The 18,507-nt window shown below is 64.1% G+C and carries 12 protein-coding genes; 7 read left to right on the top strand and 5 right to left on the bottom strand.

Annotated features, from left to right (window positions below; translation table 11 throughout):
* Window positions 1-38: 38 nt before the first annotated feature.
* Together SCD90_RS00695 and SCD90_RS00690 are read right to left on the bottom strand one after the other, a co-directional pair.
* A complete protein-coding gene (locus SCD90_RS00695) occupies window positions 39-3,239 on the bottom strand; it encodes an efflux RND transporter permease subunit (RefSeq protein WP_319842693.1) in 3,201 nt (1,066 codons plus the stop codon).
* 31 nt (window positions 3,240-3,270) lie between these two features.
* A complete protein-coding gene (locus SCD90_RS00690) occupies window positions 3,271-4,485 on the bottom strand; it encodes an efflux RND transporter periplasmic adaptor subunit (RefSeq protein WP_319842692.1) in 1,215 nt (404 codons plus the stop codon).
* Between the two features lie 109 nt (window positions 4,486-4,594).
* Between SCD90_RS00690 and SCD90_RS00685 the strand changes: the two genes are divergently transcribed.
* Window positions 4,595-5,191 (top strand): TetR/AcrR family transcriptional regulator, encoded by a 597-nt coding sequence (locus SCD90_RS00685; protein ID WP_319842691.1) that lies wholly within the window; start codon window positions 4,595-4,597, stop codon window positions 5,189-5,191.
* A 79-nt stretch (window positions 5,192-5,270) separates the two neighbouring features.
* On the opposite strand, the gene SCD90_RS00680 is transcribed toward SCD90_RS00685, so the two are convergent.
* The 3 genes from SCD90_RS00680 to SCD90_RS00670 all read right to left on the bottom strand — a co-directional run bounded on the left by SCD90_RS00680 (window position 5,271) and on the right by SCD90_RS00670 (window position 7,226).
* Window positions 5,271-5,756, bottom strand: a complete 486-nt coding sequence (locus SCD90_RS00680; protein ID WP_319842690.1) for an NfeD family protein — start codon at window positions 5,754-5,756, stop codon at window positions 5,271-5,273.
* On the bottom strand, window positions 5,728-6,750 hold the full coding sequence (locus SCD90_RS00675) for an SPFH domain-containing protein (protein WP_319842689.1): 1,023 nt from the start codon (window positions 6,748-6,750) through the stop codon (window positions 5,728-5,730). Before SCD90_RS00675 ends, SCD90_RS00680 begins: the two co-directional genes overlap by 29 nt.
* A gap of 98 nt (window positions 6,751-6,848) precedes the next feature.
* Window positions 6,849-7,226: a hypothetical protein gene (locus SCD90_RS00670; RefSeq protein WP_319842688.1), complete on the bottom strand. Its 378-nt coding sequence runs from the start codon at window positions 7,224-7,226 to the stop codon at window positions 6,849-6,851.
* A 151-nt stretch (window positions 7,227-7,377) separates the two neighbouring features.
* Here SCD90_RS00670 and SCD90_RS00665 point away from each other — a divergent pair, with 151 nt between their 5' ends.
* From SCD90_RS00665 to SCD90_RS00640, 6 genes are all read left to right on the top strand, one after another.
* Window positions 7,378-7,578 carry a hypothetical protein gene (locus SCD90_RS00665; protein WP_319842687.1) on the top strand — a complete coding sequence of 67 codons (201 nt, stop codon included), beginning with the start codon at window positions 7,378-7,380 and terminating at the stop codon, window positions 7,576-7,578.
* A 199-nt stretch (window positions 7,579-7,777) separates the two neighbouring features.
* Window positions 7,778-13,594 (top strand): HAMP domain-containing protein, encoded by a 5,817-nt coding sequence (locus SCD90_RS00660; RefSeq protein ID WP_319842686.1) that lies wholly within the window; start codon window positions 7,778-7,780, stop codon window positions 13,592-13,594.
* Window positions 13,594-15,639, top strand: a complete 2,046-nt coding sequence (locus tag SCD90_RS00655; RefSeq protein ID WP_319842685.1) for a response regulator — start codon at window positions 13,594-13,596, stop codon at window positions 15,637-15,639. The genes SCD90_RS00660 and SCD90_RS00655 overlap by 1 nt, the downstream gene beginning before the upstream one ends.
* A gap of 226 nt (window positions 15,640-15,865) precedes the next feature.
* Window positions 15,866-17,044 carry a LysR substrate-binding domain-containing protein gene (locus SCD90_RS00650; protein ID WP_319842684.1) on the top strand — a complete coding sequence of 393 codons (1,179 nt, stop codon included), beginning with the start codon at window positions 15,866-15,868 and terminating at the stop codon, window positions 17,042-17,044.
* Between the two features lie 25 nt (window positions 17,045-17,069).
* A complete protein-coding gene (locus SCD90_RS00645; RefSeq protein ID WP_319842683.1) occupies window positions 17,070-17,486 on the top strand; it encodes a RidA family protein in 417 nt (138 codons plus the stop codon).
* Window positions 17,487-17,558: 72 nt separating this feature from the next.
* Window positions 17,559-18,506: a LysR family transcriptional regulator gene (locus tag SCD90_RS00640; protein ID WP_319842682.1), complete on the top strand. Its 948-nt coding sequence runs from the start codon at window positions 17,559-17,561 to the stop codon at window positions 18,504-18,506.
* Window position 18,507 lies beyond the last annotated feature (1 nt).

The following is an 18,507-nucleotide window of genomic DNA, read 5'->3' as shown; positions in this document are numbered from 1 at the left end:
TCGCTCTGATCCATGCGCTCTTCATCCTGTCGGATGGTCTACTCTGCCGGACTGGCGACCACCGCGGCATGTCCTGCCGCCACCGCGTGATCGCCGTGCTGCACCAGTGGCCGGTTGCCGCTGAGCCGGCGCACGATCACATAGAACAGCGGCGTCAGGAACAGGCCGAAGAACGTCACGCCGATCATGCCCGAGAACACGGCGACACCCATGGCATGCCGCATCTCGGCGCCCGCGCCGACCGACAGGACAAGCGGCAGCACGCCCATGATGAAGGCCAGAGAGGTCATCAGGATGGGCCGCAACCGCATCCTGCTGGCCTCAACCGCGGCTTGTGCCGGAGTGCGGCCCTCGAACTCCAGTTCTCGCGCGAACTCCACAATCAGGATGGCGTTCTTGGCGGACAGGCCGACCAGCACGATCAGCCCGATCTGCGTGAAGACGTTGTTGTCGCCCGCCGTCAGCCACACGCCGAACATCGCCGCAAGCAGGGCCATGGGCACGATCATGATGATGGCGATGGGCAGGGCCAGGCTCTCATACTGCGCGGCCAGAACAAGGAACACGAGCAGGATCGCCAGCGGGAACACATAGATCGCGGAATTGCCGGCGATGATCTGCTGGTAGGTCAGTTCGGTCCATTCGAAGCTGATACCGGCCGGCAGCGTCTCCGCCGCGATGCGGGCGACCGCATCCTGCGCCTGGCTCGTGGAGAAGCCGGGTGCGGCATTTCCGTTCACGTCGGCGGAGAGATAGCCGTTGTAGCGCATCGCGCGCTCGGGACCGGCGCTCCAGTTGACGTCGAGCACGGCCGAGAGCGGGATCATCTCGCCGCTGGCGGAGCGCACCTTCAGGCGACCGATGTCCTCGGCACGGGCTCGGTAGTTCGCGTCCGCCTGCACGCGCACCGAATAGGTGCGGCCGAACTTGTTGAAGTCGTTGACGTAGAGCGAGCCCAGATAGATCTGCATGGTCTCGAACACGTCCGTGACCTTGACGCCGAGCTGGCGCGCCTTGGTGCGGTCGATGTCGGCATAGAGCTGCGGAACATTGACCTGATAGCTGGAGAACAGGCCCAGCAGTTCGGGCGCCGTGGCGGCCTTGGCGAGGAACGCCTTCGTTGCCTCGTCCAGCGCGGCATAGCCGAGGCCGGCACGATCCTGGATCTGGAACTTGAAGCCGCCGATCGTGCCGAGGCCCTGCACGGGAGGCGGCGGGAACATGGCGATGAAGGCTTCGCCGATGCCCGCGAACTTCTGGTTCAGCTGCATGGCGATGGCGCCGCCGCTGAGCTCCGGCGTCGTGCGCTCCTCGAACGGCTTCAGGCCGACGAAGACGATGCCCGAATTGGAGCTGTTGGTGAAGCCGTTGATCGACAGGCCGGGGAAGGCGATGGCCGTCTCCACGCCGGGCTGAGCGAGCGTGATCTCGCTCATCTTGCGGATCACGTCCTCGGTGCGGTCGAGCGTGGCGGCATCCGGCAACTGCGCGAAGCCGACGAGATATTGCTTGTCCTGACCGGGCACGAAGCCGCCCGGCACGGCACGGAACAGGAAGACGGTGGCGCCGACCAGCACAAGATAGATCACCATCATGAGCGTCTTGCGCCCGAGCAGGCGCGAAACGCCGCCGCCATAGGCCCGGGAGCCGCGCGCAAAGCCCTTGTTGAAGCCGCGGAAGAGCCAGCCGAACAACCAGTCGATGATGCGCGTCAGCCGGTCCTTGGGCGCGTCATGGCCACGCAGCAGCATGGCCGCGAGGGCGGGTGACAGCGTCAGGGAGTTGACCGCCGAGATGACCGTGGAGATGGCGATGGTCAGCGCGAACTGGCGGTAAAACTGTCCCGTAAGACCGCTGATGAAGGCCAGCGGCACGAACACCGCGACGAGCACCAGCGCGATGGCGATGATCGGCCCCGACACTTCGCGCATGGCCTGATAGGTGGCATCGCGGGGCGACAGCCCGTTCTCGATGTTGCGCTCCACGTTCTCGACCACGACGATGGCGTCGTCGACGACGATGCCGATGGCCAGAACGAGGCCGAACAGGCTGAGCGCGTTGATGGAGAAGCCGAACATGTGCATCACGGCAAAGGTGCCGACGATGGATACGGGCACCGCCATCAGCGGGATGATGGAGGCCCGCCAGGTCTGCAGGAACACCACCACCACGATGACGACGAGGACGATGGCTTCGATCAGGGTGTGGATGACGGCTTCGATGGAGGCGCGCACGAACTGCGTGGTGTCGTAGACGATGGAATAGTCCACGCCGTCCGGCATGTTCTGCTTGAGCTCTTCCATGGTCGCGCGGGCGCTGTCGGCGATCTGGATGGCGTTGGAACCCGGCGCCGCGAACATCGGCACGGCCACGGCGTCCTTGTTGTTCAGCAGCGAGCGCAGCGCGTAGTCCGATGCGCCCATCTCGATGCGCGCAACATCGCGGAGGCGGGTGATCTCGCCACTCGCGCCGGTCTTCACGACGATGTCGCCGAACTCCTCCTCGGAGGCGAGGCGGCCCTGCGCGTTGACCGAAAGCTGGAGGTCGATGTCCGGCGCGCCGGGCGAGGCGCCGACCACGCCCGCCGCGGCCTGCACGTTCTGGGCGCGGATCTCGGCCACGATGTCGCTGGCGGACAGGCCGTGCTCGGCCACCTTGGGCGCATCCAGCCAGATGCGCATGGAATAGTCGCCGGAGCCGAAAAGCTGCACGTCGCCCACGCCCTCGATGCGCTTCAGCCGGTCCCGCACGTTCAGCACGGCGTAATTGCGCAGATAGGTCATGTCGTAGCGCCCGTTGGGCGAGGTCAGATGCACGACGAGGGTAAGGTCGGGTGAGCTTTTGATGGTTGTGACGCCGAGGCGCTGTACCTCTTCCGGCAGGCGGGGCAGGGCCTGCGCCACGCGGTTCTGGACGAGCTGCTGCGCCTTGTCGGGATCGGTGCCGAGCCGGAACGTCACCGTCAGCGTCATAAGGCCGTCGGTGGTGGCCTGGCTCGCCATGTAGAGCATGCCTTCGACGCCGTTGACCTGCTCCTCGATCGGTGTCGCCACCGTCTCGATGCTGACCTTGGGATTTGCGCCGGGATAGGTGGCGCGGACCACGATCTGCGGCGGCACGACATCGGGATATTCCGAGATCGGCATGGAGAACATCGAGATCAGGCCGCCCACGAAAATGAGGACGGACAGCACGCCAGCAAAGATCGGGCGGTCGACGAAGAATTTGGAGAAGTTCACGTTAGGGCCCGATCCGGGATGTGCACGGCGCTCAGCGCTCGGCGAGATCTGTCTTGGCGGCTGTGTGGTTGGTGGCCATCGGCACCTGCTGGGGCTCGACCAGCGCGCCCGGACGGATGCGCTGGAGGCCGTTGACGACGATGCGCTCCCCGGCGGTGAGCCCGGCGGTAATGACGCGGAGGCCCTCCGTCGCGCGGCCGATTTTGACCTCGCGGTAGTTCGCCTTGTTGTCGTCTCCGACCACCATGACGAACTTCTTGTCCTGATCGGTGCCGATGGCCCGCTCGCTGACGGCGATGGCGTTCTCCGGCTCAGCCTCGCCAAGGCTGACGCGGGCGAACTGGCCGGCCATCAGGCTGCCGTCGGCGTTCTCGAACACGGCGCGCATCCGCACGGTGCCGCTTGCGGTTTCGACCTGATTGTCGACGAATTGGAGGGTGCCGCGCGTCCGCGCGGTCCGGGTGGCGGTGGTGATCTCCACCGGAATGCGGCCGATATCCGTTGTTCCGCCTGGTCCCGAAACGGAGTTCAGGGCGCGGCCGACAATCGCCTCATCGGCGCTGAACGAGGCGTAGATGGGATCGACGGAGACAAGGGTGGTCAGCACCGGCGCGCCGGGGCCGGCAGCCACAAGATTTCCGACCGTAACCTCAAGCTTTCCGACCCGCCCGGTAACGGGAGCGCGCACCTGCGTGTAATCAAGGTTTAACTGCGCCGTCCTCAGTCCTGCCTTTGCGGCCTGCACGTCGGCCTGCGCGCTTGCGAACGCATTGGTGCGCTGGTCGAGGTCGCTCTGCGACAGGAAGCGGGTGTCGGTGAGGCGCTTGCCGCGGTCGAACTCGTTGCGGGCCAGAGACAGACGCGCCTCGGCGGCCGCCAATGCCGCTTTCTGGCGCTCGACTTCAGCGGCATAGGGGTCGGGATCGATCGTCAGCAGAAGATCGCCCTTCTTCACAAGGCTGCCCTCGCGAAAATGTGCGCTCAGCACAGCGCCCGACACGCGGGAACGCACGTCCACCCTCTCGACCGCCTCAAGGCGACCGGAGAACTCGTCCCAGGACGCGGCTCTCTTCTGCTCGACCACTGCGACGGAAACCGGCACGGCCGGCGCCGCCGGTGCGGGATCGGCGGCTTGCGCACCCAGACCGGTGACTGCGAAAAGACTCCCGGCACTGCCAAGTGCAAGAACCGGCAGCATCAGGAGAGGCAAGAGGGTGCGGCGTCGACCGGGCGTGGTGCTCTGCATGGTGTTGCTCAAACTTCTGTAATGAGCGACACAGATGAGGCTATGGAACCCCAGGGTCAAGGGCCTTATTTAACGAATAGCACAAAACAGATTAGCCGAGGAGGTCCTGATGACGATTGGTCGCCCGCGCGGCTTCGATACTGACGAGGCGCTTGATCGGGCGCAGTCGGTGTTTTGCCGGCTGGGTTACGACGCGGCTTCGGTGTCCGAGTTGACAAAGTCCATGGGCATAAACTCGCCCAGCCTCTACGCGGCGTTCGGAAACAAGGAGGGGCTCTTCCGTGCGGTGATGGATCGCTACATGCTCCAGCGCGTGCAATATCTCGAAGCCGCGCTCGAGGCATCCACTGCGTGCGAGGCTGTGCAGCGCATCCTTGCCATCGCCGCCCGCCTCTACAGCGAAGAGAAGAACGGCGCTTCGTGCCTGGTGATGCGTGGCGGCGCCACTTATGGCTGCACCACGGTCGCCGATGATCTTTCCAGCAGGCGAGAGCGTGTCGAGACCGCATTGCGGGAGCGGTTCCGGCAGGCGGTTGTTGATGGGGATCTCTCGTCACACGCCGACCCCGTGGCGCTTGCACGCTACGTCATGGCGGTCCTGACCGGCATGGCCGTACAGGCCGACGAGGGTGCTGGGCGAGAAGATCTGGAACAGATCGCGGCTTTCGCCATGGGCGGGTTCCCGGCGGCAGGCGAGCGGACATAGGCCGCGCCGGGATCGCCGCGTCAGCGCGGCCGCGCGTACAAGTTCAGGCGAAGATACCGTTCATCGTCTGCCGGGGACTTCAGGAAACTGGCTGATCGGCAGACCGCACATCAAGGACGCTCCCGCGGGCACCGACGATCTCCACCCGCGCTCCGGCAGGAAGATCCGGGCCGGCAACGCTCCACCAGCCATCTTCGATCGACACGCGACCGCGTCCATTGACGATGGCTTCGCTGAGCGTCGCGGTGCGGCCTATGAGCCGATCTGTGCGCTTGTTTATCTGGCCTGCTCCAGAACTCTCGCTTCGCTGTCCATACCAGCGGTGCCCGACAAGAGCAGCAAGCACCGACACCACGATGAAGCCGAGCAACTCGCTTTGCCAGCCAAGGGAGGGAAACAGAAAGGCGTTGGTGCCGATGAGCAGGGCGCCGATGCCGAAGAACAGGAAGTACACGCCGGGCAGAAGCAACTCCAGACCGAGCAGGAGCAGCCCCAGGATCCACCATCCGTAACTGGCGACGAAGTCCGCCATCGTGTCAGCCGCGCTCGCCAGCGGCAGGAACACCTACGCTTCGGCGCCGGGCGCTCTGCGAAGAAGGCGGCGCCGTTGTCCCCGGCACCTGTGCTTCCGGAAAGCTGGCGCGTGCGATCTCCGCGATGCCGCCGATGGCGCCGATCAGCGAGGAAGCTTCCAGCGGCATCAGCACGACCCTCTGGTTGGGCGCCGACGCGATCTTGGCCAGTGCTTCGGTGTATTTCTGGGCCACGAAATAGTTTATGGCTTGAACGTCTCCGGCGGCGATCGCCTCGGACACCATGCGCGTCGCATTGGCTTCCGCTTCAGCGAGGCGTTCGCGGGCTTCGGCTTCGCGATAGGCGGCCTCGCGCTTGCCCTCGGCTTCCAGGATCTGCGACTGCTTCTCACCCTCGGCGCGAAGAATCTTCGCTGCGCGGGCGCCCTCCGCCTCAAGGATCTCGGCGCGCTTCTCGCGCTCGGCCATCATCTGGCGACCCATGGACTCCACCAGATTGGCTGGCGGATTGATGTCCTTGATCTCGATGCGGGTGATCTTGATCCCCCATGAATGCGCCGCCTGGTCAACGACGCGCAGAATGCGTTCGGAGATGGCGTCCCGGTTCGAAAGAAGATCGTCCAGGTCCATGGAGCCCATGACGGACCGCAGATTGGTCATGACAAGGTTCAGGATGGCATTCTCTAGGCCCGATACTTCGTAGGCGGCCGCAGAGGCGTCGAGGATCTGATAGAAGGCCACGCCATCCGCTGCAACGGACGCGTTATCGCGGGTGATGACTTCCTGCGTCGGAACATCCAGCACCTGCTCCATCACGTTCATCTTTTTCCCGACGCGCTCCACGAAGGGCACGATCAGGTTCAGCCCCGGCGTCAGGGTTCTCGTGTAGCGGCCGAAGTTCTCGACGGTCCAGTGATAGCCCTGCGGGACGATCTTGATGGCCGCGAACAAGGTAAAGGCGGCAACAACCGCAAGAACGATGATCACTATGCCGATGCCTGACAGGCCGAACGCGTCCGTGGGCATGAGTTCTCTCCGTTGATGGGGCAGTCGAAGTCTATACATCGATATTGCTGTCGACCCACTGCGACGGGACGTCGGGCCGGGAAGAATCGTCCTGCGGATCAGCGCCCTTCAGGTTGTAACCCGTTGCCGCGTCTCACCAGGTGCAGCGCGCGCCTGACGGCCCAGACGCCCAGGATCAGCATGATGCCGAGAGCTGCCAGGTAAACAGGTCCCGCCGCCTTGGCAGGTCCATGGATCTGGTGGTCGGCAGTCTGGACCAGCAGCACGATACCAAGCCCGCAGAAGGCGCCCCATGCCGGCAGGTGCCAAAGGGCGCCGTCGGTTCTCGATCGCCATGCGGCCCAGACCAGCGCCAGAGCCACTGAAAGCTCATCGAGCGCCATCGGCATGAACCGCTCGCTCCCCCAATAGCGAGCAATCTCGCCCGCGGAGATGACGAGGGCGACCACGCAGGCCAGTACATTGAGTGCTCCCATGGGCGTTACCCTAGTCGGCGGCGCGAGTCGGGGGCAACAGCAGAAGTCGGTGCGCTCGTTCCTTCGGCTGTTCTCATCAAGGGCTGGGTTCGGCGGAACCGTGGGGGCTGAGGCAGATTCTCCCTGACATCTCGCGAAGGGAGTTTGAGCGTTGGCCAGCAAAGACGATGGGCTTTGGGAGCAGGTCGAAGCTTCTCTGACGGAACTGGTGAAGGCGAAGGAGCGGCTGGACTGGCAGAGGTCGCTGCCGCGCGATCATGCCGGCCGGATAGGCGCTGAAGAAGCGCTTGAGCAAGCCCGTAGTCGATTCAACGAGGCCGCCGCCCGGAGGCTCGAAGCTCTCGGCGACTGATCGGGAACGAAGGGTCGGGTCGGCTTGAGACTGCTTCCGTGTGCTCCGCGGCGAGGCACCCGTTCTGCGCCCGGCCGAGCAGGGTGAAGCCTTTGCCGGCTGCGCTGCGATGTCCCTAGTTTCGGACGACGGGGGCAGGTAAGCAGGGCGAGGCGGGAGGTAGCAACAATCGTTGTTCCCGCACATCGGAGCCCGGCGGATGAGCGCACTTGCAGCGGAACTCGAACCCAAACTCTTGCTCAAAACGCTGCGGGCTTTTCGAAGAGGGGACTTCTCGGTTCGCCTGCCTCTGGAATTGACCGGGATCGAGGGCGAGATCGCGGAAGCCTTCAACGACATAGCCGAGCTCAACCAGGGCCTTTCCCGTGAACTCGAACGTGTGGCCCGCACTGTCGGAAAAGACGGGCGGATACATGAGCGCGGCAAGTTGCCCAACGCGTCCGGCGACTGGAACAGCTGTATCGACTCGATGAACGCCATGATCGGCGATCTGGTGCAGCCCACCACGGAAGTGGCCCGCGTCATCGGTGCTGTGGCCAAGGGTGACCTCGGACAGGTCATGCAGTTGGAAGCTGACGGGCGCCCCCTGCGAGGTGAGTTCCTGCGCATCGGCAAAGTGGTCAACACCATGGTCGGGCAGCTCGGCTCCTTCGCATCCGAGGTAACGCGCGTGGCGCGCGAGGTCGGCTCCGAAGGAAAGCTGGGCGGTCAGGCCGAGGTGAAGGGCGTCGCCGGCACGTGGAAGGACCTGACCGACAACGTGAACCTGATGGCGGCGAACCTGACCGGCCAGGTCCGCAACATCGCGGAGGTCACGACCGCCGTCGCGAACGGCGATCTTTCGAAGAAGATCACGGTCGACGTGAAGGGCGAAATCCTCGACTTGAAATCGACCATCAACACGATGGTGGACCAGCTCAACTCGTTCGCGTCCGAGGTCACCCGCGTCGCCAAGGAAGTGGGCTCCGAGGGCAAGCTCGGCGGCCAGGCCCAGGTGAAGGGCGTGGGAGGTGTCTGGGCAGACCTGACCGACAACGTGAACATGATGGCAGAGAACCTGACCAATCAGGTTCGCAACATCGCCGAAGTCACGACTGCCGTCGCCCGCGGCGATCTTTCGAAGAAGATCACGGTGGACGTGAAGGGCGAGATCCTGGCCCTGAAGCTGACCATCAACACCATGGTCGACCAGCTGAACTCGTTTGCTTCGGAAGTCACACGCGTTGCGCGCGAGGTGGGCACCGAGGGCAAGCTCGGCGGGCAGGCGCAGGTGGAAGGCGTCGGCGGCACGTGGAAAGGCCTGACCGACAACGTCAACATGATGGCCGCGAACCTCACGGGTCAGGTCCGCAACATCGCCGAAGTCACGACGGCAGTGGCAAACGGCGATCTGTCCAAGAAGATCACCGTTGATGTGCGGGGCGAGATCCTGGAGCTGAAGAACACCATCAATACGATGGTGGACCAGCTGAACTCGTTTGCTTCCGAAGTGACGCGCGTCGCCCGTGAAGTGGGTTCGGAAGGCAAGCTCGGTGGTCAGGCGCAGGTGCGGGGCGTCGCCGGCACCTGGGCCGACCTCACCGACAACGTGAACCTGATGGCCGACAACCTGACAGGCCAGGTGCGTAACATCGCCGAGGTCACCACGGCGGTGGCGAATGGCGACCTGTCCAAGAAGATTACCGTCGACGTCAAGGGCGAGATCCTGGACCTGAAATCCACCATCAATACGATGGTGGATCAGCTCAATTCGTTCGCGTCCGAAGTCACCCGCGTCGCTCGCGAGGTCGGATCCGATGGCAAACTGGGTGGTCAGGCCAAGGTCGAAGGCGTTGCCGGCACCTGGAAGGACCTCACCGACAATGTGAACCTGATGGCGGACAACCTCACGGGTCAGGTCCGCAACATTGCCGAGGTCACGACGGCGGTCGCGAACGGCGACCTGTCGAAGAAGATCACGGTCGACGTGAAGGGCGAGATCCTGGAACTGAAATCCACCATCAACACGATGGTGGACCAGCTGAATTCGTTCGCTTCGGAAGTGACGCGCGTGGCGCGTGAGGTCGGCACCGAAGGCAAGCTCGGCGGCCAGGCCGATGTGAAGGGTGTCGGCGGCACGTGGAAGGGCCTGACCGACAACGTGAACATGATGGCCGCGAACCTGACCGGGCAGGTCCGCAACATCGCCGAGGTCACGACGGCTGTCGCGAACGGCGACCTGTCGAAGAAGATCACAGTCCCCGTGGAGGGCGAGATCCTGGAGCTCAAATCCACCATCAACACCATGGTGGACCAGCTCAACTCCTTTGCCTCCGAGGTGGTGCGTGTCGCGCGCGAGGTCGGCATCGAGGGTAAGCTCGGTGGCCAGGCCGATGTGAAGGGCGTCGGCGGCACGTGGAAGGACCTCACCGACAACGTCAACATGATGGCGAGCAACCTGACGGGTCAGGTGCGAAACATCGCGGAAGTGACCACGGCGGTCGCGAACGGCGATCTGTCCAAGAAGATCACCGTGGACGTGCGGGGCGAGATCCTGGAGCTGAAATCCACCATCAACACCATGGTGGATCAGCTCAATTCCTTCGCTTCGGAAGTGACGCGCGTGGCGCGTGAGGTGGGCTCCGAAGGCAAGCTGGGCGGTCAGGCCGAGGTGCGTGGCGTTGGCGGCACGTGGAAGGATCTGACCGACAATGTGAACATGATGGCCGCGAACCTCACCGGCCAGGTGCGCGGCATCGCCAGCGTCGTCACCGCGGTGGCGGAGGGCGATCTCAAGCGCAAGCTCGCCGTGGATGCGAAGGGCGAGATCGCGGCGCTGGCCGACACGGTCAACGAGATGATCGACACGCTCGCGACCTTTGCCGATCAGGTCACGAACGTGGCGCGTGAAGTGGGCGTCGAGGGCAAGCTCGGCGGCCAGGCCAAGGTGCCGGGCGCCGCCGGCCTCTGGCGCGACCTGACCGACAACGTGAACCAGCTGGCGGCCAATCTGACCACGCAGGTGCGCGCGATCGCGGAAGTCGCGACGGCGGTGACGAAGGGCGATCTGGCCCGGTCGATCTCCGTCGAAGCCTCGGGCGAGGTTGCCTCGCTCAAGGACAACATCAACGAGATGATCCGCAATCTGCGGGACACCACGCTCAAGAATGCCGAACAGGATTGGCTGAAGACCAATCTGGCCAAGTTCACCCGCATGCTGCAGGGCGAACGCGATCTTGCGACGGTCTCCAACCTGATCCTGTCGGAAATCGCTCCGCTCGTGAATGCGCAGCGCGGCGTCTTCTACATGGTCGAGAAGAACGGCGAGGAGCCGGTGCTCGACCTTGTGGCAAGCTATGCCTTCACCGAGCGCAAGAACCTCTCGAACAGGTACCGGTTCCGCGAGGGGCTCGTCGGCCAGTGCGCCTATGAGAAGAAGCGCATCCTGCTGACGAGCGTGCCCAGCGACTACATCACCATAGGCTCCGCTCTCGGGGAGGCCGCGCCGCTCAACATCATCGTCCTGCCCGTTCTGTTCGAGCAGGAAGTCCGGGCCGTGATCGAACTGGCCTCCTTCAGCCGCTTCAGCGAGACCCACCAGTCGTTCCTGGACCAGCTCACCGAGTCCATCGGCATCGTGCTGAACACGATCGCGGCGAACATGCGCACCGAAGGGCTGCTCAAGCAGTCGCAATTGCTGACGACCGAACTGCAGAGCCAGCAGGAAGAGCTAAGGACCACCAATGACCGCCTGGAGCTTCAGGCGGCCTCCCTGCGCAAGTCGGAAGACCTGCTGATGAACCAGCAGGAGCGCCTGCAGCAGACCAATGAGGAGCTTGAGGAGAAGGCGCGCCTGCTCGAGATCCAGAAGCGCGAGGTCGAAGGCAAGAACCGCGAAGTCTCGGTGGCAAAGTCCGCGCTCGAGGAGAAGGCCGAGCAGCTTTCCCTGACGTCCCGCTACAAGTCCCAGTTCCTGGCGAATATGAGCCACGAACTGCGGACGCCGCTCAACAGCCTCCTGATCCTGTCAAAGCTGCTGATCGAGAACCCGGAAGGCAATCTGAGCGACAAGCAGCGGGAATTCTCCCGCACCATCCATGCTGCGGGCACGGATCTCCTGTCCCTCATCAATGACATTCTCGACCTGTCCAAGATCGAATCCGGGACCGTCTCCCTGGAGATCGGCGACATCGGCTTCGAGGATCTGGTCGATCACCTGGAAAGAACGTTCCGGCAGGTGGCTGGCGAGCGCAAGCTCGGCTTCGAGATCGAGGTCGACCCGTCGCTGCCAACCATCATGCGAACCGACGCAAAACGCCTGCAGCAGGTGTTGCGGAACCTGCTTTCGAATGCATTCAAGTTCACGGAGCAGGGTTCCGTCACCTTCCGCGTCGGCTCCGCCGAAGGATCCCCGCTGCGCGCGGGAAGCGACTGGATAGCGTTCTCAGTGACCGACACAGGGATCGGCATCCCCGAGGACAAGCAGCGGATCATCTTCGAGGCATTCCAGCAGGCCGACGGGACGACCAACCGGAAATATGGCGGCACCGGCCTCGGCCTTGCCATCAGCCGCGAGATCGCACGCCTGCTGGGCGGCGAGATCGTGGTGTCGAGCCAGCCAGGAGAGGGCAGCACGTTCACGCTGTTCCTTCCTGTCGAAGCTCCCGTCAGCAGCGTCCTTTCTGGCGTCCAGCCGTCCGGCTACCCAAGCACCTCCTCCTCTCCGGCGATGGGCCGCACCCCGTCTGCTCCGATGGCTCTCTCGGCATCCTCGGATGACCGGCACGGCATCGGCGCAGGCGACCACATCGTCCTCATCGTGGAGGACGATGCCATGTTCGCGTCCGTGTTGCTGGAACTGGCCCGCGACCAGGGCTTCAAGGGCCTGATCGCGCAGGACGGCGCCACGGCGCTGGCGCTCGCGCACCGCTACAAGCCACACGCCATCACCCTCGATATCGGCTTGCCCGATATGGACGGCTGGGCGCTGCTGGACCTCTTGAAGAACGATCCGCGCACGCGGCATGTCCCGATTCACGTCATCTCCGTCAATGCGGAGAGGAAGCGTGGACTTCGAGCCGGTGCGTTCGGATTTCTGGAGAAGCCGGTGGATCGCGAGGGGCTCCTGCGGGCTTTGGCGCGGTCCAAGGAGTTCATCGCTCGCCCGGTCCGCAAGGTGCTGCTTGTCGAGGACGACGCAACCCAGCGCGGCAGCATAGAAGCCCTGCTGAGCAGCAGCGAAATCACCGTCATGGGTGTTGGCACTTCCGAGAGCGCACTGGAGATGATCGGCGCAGGCTCGTTCGACTGCGCAATCGTGGATCTCGGCCTTCCTGATCTGCCCGGTGCTGATCTTATCGAGCGTATTCGGGCAACCGAGGCCGGCGCAGACATGCCGGTCATCGTCTACACAGGCCGGGAGCTCAGTTCGGACGAGGCGCGCCGCCTTGATCAGATCGCGTCGACCATCATTGTGAAGGATATCGGCTCGCCGGAGCGACTGCTGGACGAGACGGCGCTCTTCCTGCACCGCACCATCAGTTCGGCGCCGGCTGAGGAGCAGATCCGGGTGGACCATGTCGAGCCCGGCTCGCTCAAGGGGCGCCGGGTTCTCCTTGTGGATGACGACCTGCGCAACATCTTCTCGCTGACCAGCGCGCTCGAGCAGCATGGGCTCGAAGTCCTGTTCGCGGAGAACGGGCGCGACGGGATCGACTTGCTCAAGGCAAGTCCTGGGCTCGATGCCATGCTGGTCGACATCATGATGCCGGGCATGGACGGTTACGAGACCATGACGGAAGTCCGGAGCTATCCCCAGTTCCAGACCCTGCCGATCATTGCCGTGACGGCGAAGGCCATGGTGGGGGACCGCGAGAAGTGCATCGAGGCGGGCGCATCCGACTATGTCTCGAAGCCGATTGATCTCGACCAACTTCTGGCCGTGTTGAGGGTGCAACTTGAACGGCGTCACTCCCGGGATGATAGCCAGGCCTCTGCCCCGGCGGCTGGCGGGTCGGCGGACATCCAGGCTTCTTGATGAACGACATGCTCCCGGTTGTGCCAGGCGATCCAACGGTCGGAGATGATGCCCCCCTGGGGCTGATCCCCGCCAAAATCCTAATCGCCGACGATGAACCGCGCAATCTGCTGGCCGTGTCGGAGATTCTGGCAGGGCCGGGCCTTGAGCTCGTCGTGGTGGATTCCGGTGAGGAGGTTCTCCGCCAGATCCTGAGGCACGACTTCGCGGCGATCCTGCTGGACGTGCGGATGCCGCGCCTCGATGGGTTCGAAGTGGCCACGATGGTGCGTGCGCGGGCGCGGTCGTCGCGAGTGCCGATCGTCTTCATGACGGCCTACAGCAAGGACGATCTGCACATCTTCCGTGGCTACTCGGCGGGAGCAGTGGACTACGTCTTCAAGCCTATCGAGCCGCTGATCCTGAAGTCGAAAGTTGCGGTCTTCGTTGATCTCTACCGCAAGACAGAAGAGATCAAGCGTCAGCACGCGGCCGAGAAGGAGCTTCTTCTTGAGAACCTTCGGGTTCGCAACGAGCGGCTTGACGCCGAGCGGGCGCTCCGGCGCGGCGAGGAGCATCAGGCCCTCGTGCTTCGCGGCTTGCCCATCGGCCTTTACACCAGTCCGCTCGGGGAAGCCGGGCGGCCGCTGCACTTCACCAGCGATAATGTCGAGCGTCTCAGCGGCTGTTCCCGATCGGCATTCGAGGACCCCTTCTTCTGGGAGAAGAACCTGCACCCGGAGGATCGTGACCGCGTGCTCGCCGAGCTCGACGCCGCCAACCAGACCAATGACGCGACGATCGAATATCGCTGGCGCTGCGCAGCCGGTGACGATCGGCACATCCTGGATCGGGTCGTCATGATCCGCGATCCGGATGGTACCCCACGCGAAACCTTCGGCATGTGGTTTGACATATCGGAACGCAAGGAACTTGAGCGGCGCCTTCAGCATGCCTCCAAGCTGGAGGCGGTGGGGCGGTTGACGGGCGGCATCGCGCACGACTTCAACAACATGCTGAACGTGGTGATCGGCAATCTCGATCTTCTGAAGCGAACGCTGAAGGACGACGAGAAGGCACAGCGCCGCGTCGAGAATGCCATCGAGGGGGCGCAACGCTGCGCGGACCTCACAAGCCGGCTGCTGGCGTTTTCACGTCGCTCTCCGCTTCAGACCACAATCCTGCACCTGAATGAGGTGATGCCGTCGATCGTTGAACTGCTGCAGCGGACGCTGGGCGAGCGCATCAATGTCCTGCTCGAACTCCCTGCCAATCTTCCCAGCATCCGGGTCGACCGCTCCCAGTTCGAGGCGGCGCTTGTCAACCTCGCCCTGAACGCCCGGGACGCGATGCCGGATGGCGGTGCGCTCCGGATAAGGGTGCATCCCAGCGAAAGGGAACCGGCTCCGGGGGCCGAGTGGGGCTTCGTGGAAATCAGCGTCGAGGACACCGGCACGGGCATGCCGCCGGATGTCGTGGACCGGGTGTTTGAACCTTTCTTCACCACCAAGGAAGCGGGGAAGGGGACCGGCCTCGGCCTCAGCATGGTCTATGGCTTCGCCCAGCAGAGCGGCGGGGACATCGTCATCGACAGCCGGTTCGGCGAGGGGACGAAGATCCGCCTGTCGTTTCCGGCCCTGCCCGCGGATCACGATGGAGCGCCGGAGAACCTCGCCGATGGCACAGATGTGCTGGATGCCGACGGACAGACCATCCTGGTCGTCGAGGACGAGGAGGCGGTCCGCCACGTCACGACATCCACGCTGGAGGCGCTGGGATTCCTTGTGGTCCAGGCTGTCGACGCCGAAGAGGCTCTCGCCGCCCTCGAACGAGAGCCGGCCATCCGCCTCGTGTTCAGCGACGTGAGAATCCCCGGCGGGCTATCGGGCATCCAACTGAGCCACTTGATCCGCGACAAGCATCCCGATGTCGCGCTGCTTTTGACATCCGGCTTCATGGAAGAGGAACACGATCTCAACGGGTTCGAGTTTCTGCAGAAACCCTATCGCACGGCGGAACTGGTGGCGAAGCTCAGCACTGTATTCGGGCTTTGTGCCAATCGCTGAACATTGGCGCCCTCAGGCGATCCGAGGTGACCTGATCTTCTGGCACTGACAAGCCTCTGGCGAGGCCTGCTTTGCATTCTCGACCATGCCAGCTCGTGAAGTGCCAAGCTGCCGGGCGCTTTGGATCGGAAAATCAGAAGCCGTTTCCCGAAAACTAATACTGCACTTATCCAAGGCGCCGGGCCAGATTGGCAGCCCTGTCCTGACGGCTACGTGGAGAGGGCGCATGGTGGAAGCGCAGCAGGGCGCCGACAGAGGGGCTGAGATCCGCAGCGGTTTTCTCGCGGGCATGAGCTTCGCGGCGGCCACCGTGAACATCGTCACGACGGACGGGCCGGGCGGCCGCTTCGGCGTCACGGTGTCGGCCATGGCGTCGGTCTCCGCCGACACCCCCCGCCCAACGCTCCTTGTCTGCGTCCATCATTTGAGCCCGGCCACGAAAGCCATCCTTGAGAACGGCGTGTTCTGCGTGAACGTGCTGCGGGACGACCAGTCCTACATCTCGGACTGCTTCGCGGGCCGCTACAAGACGGCCGATGGCGACAAGTTCTCCTGCACGGAGTGGACGACGCAGGTGACCGGCGCTCCCCGCGTGGTCGATCCTCTGGTGGCGTTCGATTGCCGCGTGGTGTCCAGCCAGCAAGTCGGCACGCATTTCGTTCTTTTCGGCGAAGTGGAGGCCATCTTCACGGCGGGTGCCGGGTCGCCGCTGATCTATGCGAACCGCGCCTATGGCACACCCTCGCGGATCGAGCCTGCCGCTCCCGTCGCCGCCGAACTCTCGGACACGCTCAAGCTCGGCATCTTCCACACCTTCGGACCCTATGTGGTGCCCGCCATACTGGAACGGCTCGCCGCCTCCGGCCTGCATCCGCAGCTGAAGCTCGTCGAGGGCGATCAGCGCCGTGTGATGGAGAGCCTGAAGTCCGGCGAGGTCGATGCCGCGCTCATCTACGACATGGACGTTCCCCAGGGCGTGGACGTGGAACGGCTGAGCGCGCTTCATCCCTATGTGCTGCTGCCCGCCGGCCATGCGCTGGCGGAGCTTCGCACCGTGTCGCTCCGTGAACTCGCCTCCGAACCGCTGGTGCTGCTCGATGCACCGCCGAGCGGCGATTACTTCAAGCGTATGTTCGCTGATGCAGGCCTGGAACCGCAGATCCGCTTCCGCTCGTCGTCCTTTGAAATGGTGCGGGGACTGGTTGGCCGAGGGCTCGGATGTGCGCTGCTTGCGACCAAGCCCGCCTCCGCGATGTCCTATGATGGCCGGGCCCTGGTGACCAAGCCGCTGACCGAGGAGCCGGAGCCCAGCCACATGGCGATCGCCACGCGTTCGGGAGCTTCCCTTACAGCCGGCGTGCAGGCCTTCCTCGCGGAATGCCGCGCTCTCTTCCACCCCTCTTGATCCCGTTCGGAAGACAGGACCAGCAATGACCACGCACACCCGCATCCGCCAGTTCAACACCCGCGACACCTATCCCGAGCAGAAGCTCGACAATGATCTGTGCCAGACGGTGGTCGCCAAGGGCACCATGGTCTTCGTGCGCGGGCAGATCGGGCAGGATCTCGACACCGGCGACAGCGTGGCCATCGGCGACGCTGAAGGCCAGACCGAGCGGGCGATGGCGAACATCAAGATGCTGCTGGAGGAGGCGGGCTCTCAGCTGGAGCACATCTGCAAGATCACGATCTACATCATCGATCCGCGTTACCGGGAGCCGGTCTACCGCACGGTCGGCAAGTGGCTGAAGGGCGTCTATCCGGTTTCCACCGGCATCGTGGTTTCGGCCTTGGCACGTCCGGAATGGCTGGTCGAGGTCGACGCCATCGCGGTCATCCCGGACTAGCCTGAACGGGAGCGGCGGCGTCTTGGGTCCAGCCCTTGCAGTTGCCGCGCCTCCACCTCAGAAGGGTAGGTGATGCGCTACACGTTCCGACAGCTGGAATATTTCGTCGCCGCCGGCGAGACCGGCAGCATCACCTTGGCTTCGGAGCGCATCCACATATCGCAGCCGTCGATCTCCACGGCGATCTCGCATCTGGAGCGCGAACTCGGGGTGCAGCTTTTCGTGCGCCACCACGCCCAGGGATTATCGCTCACCCCCACAGGGCGGCTTATCCTTCAGGAGGCCAAGCGCCTGGTGGAGCAAGGCGAGGGCATCTACGCATTGGCATCGGAGGCGACGGCTCTGGTGCGCGGCCGGCTGAATGTCGGCTGCTTCATCACCCTGGCGCCGATGATCATGCCGGAACTGACGCATTCCTTCACTGATGCGTTCCCGGCGACACAGATCAAGCAGATGGAGAACAGCCAGGAGGCGGTGCTGGACGCGTTGCGGCGCGCGGAGGTGGATATCGCGATCACCTACGATCTCCAGATCCCCGACGAGATGCACTTCGAGCCCCTCGCCAGTCTTCCACCCTATGTGTGGGTCGGCGAGGCGGATCCGCTTGCGCAGCAGATGGCGGTCACGCTGGAGGAGCTGGCGGAACTGCCGCTGGTCCTGCTCGATCTGCCGGTCAGCCGCGACTACTTCTTCTCGCTGTTCATGGCAGAGGGACGGGAGCCGCTGGTGGGCACACGCACGACCTATCAGGAGGTGGTGCGCACCATGGTGGCGAACGGCTACGGCTATGCGCTGGCCAATGTGCGCCCGCGCTCCGATCTTGCCCTCGACGGCCGCCGCATCGTCAGCGTGCGGCTGTCAGGCGAGCACCGCCCCATGCGGATCGGGCTCGCCACGCTCAAGGGCTTCCGGAAGTCGCGCCTCGTCGAAGCTTTCGAGGCGCATTGCCGGTCCTACATTTCGGACAACTACATTCCCGGCATGGGCGCGCCCGTCTGGGCGCGGCGCACGCGGCTCTAGA

It is taken from the genome of Terrihabitans rhizophilus (assembly GCF_033898525.1).
GTDB classification, from domain to species: Bacteria; Pseudomonadota; Alphaproteobacteria; order Rhizobiales; family Methylopilaceae; genus Flaviflagellibacter; species Flaviflagellibacter rhizophilus.
This window is presented reverse-complemented; position numbering and strand designations above follow the sequence as displayed.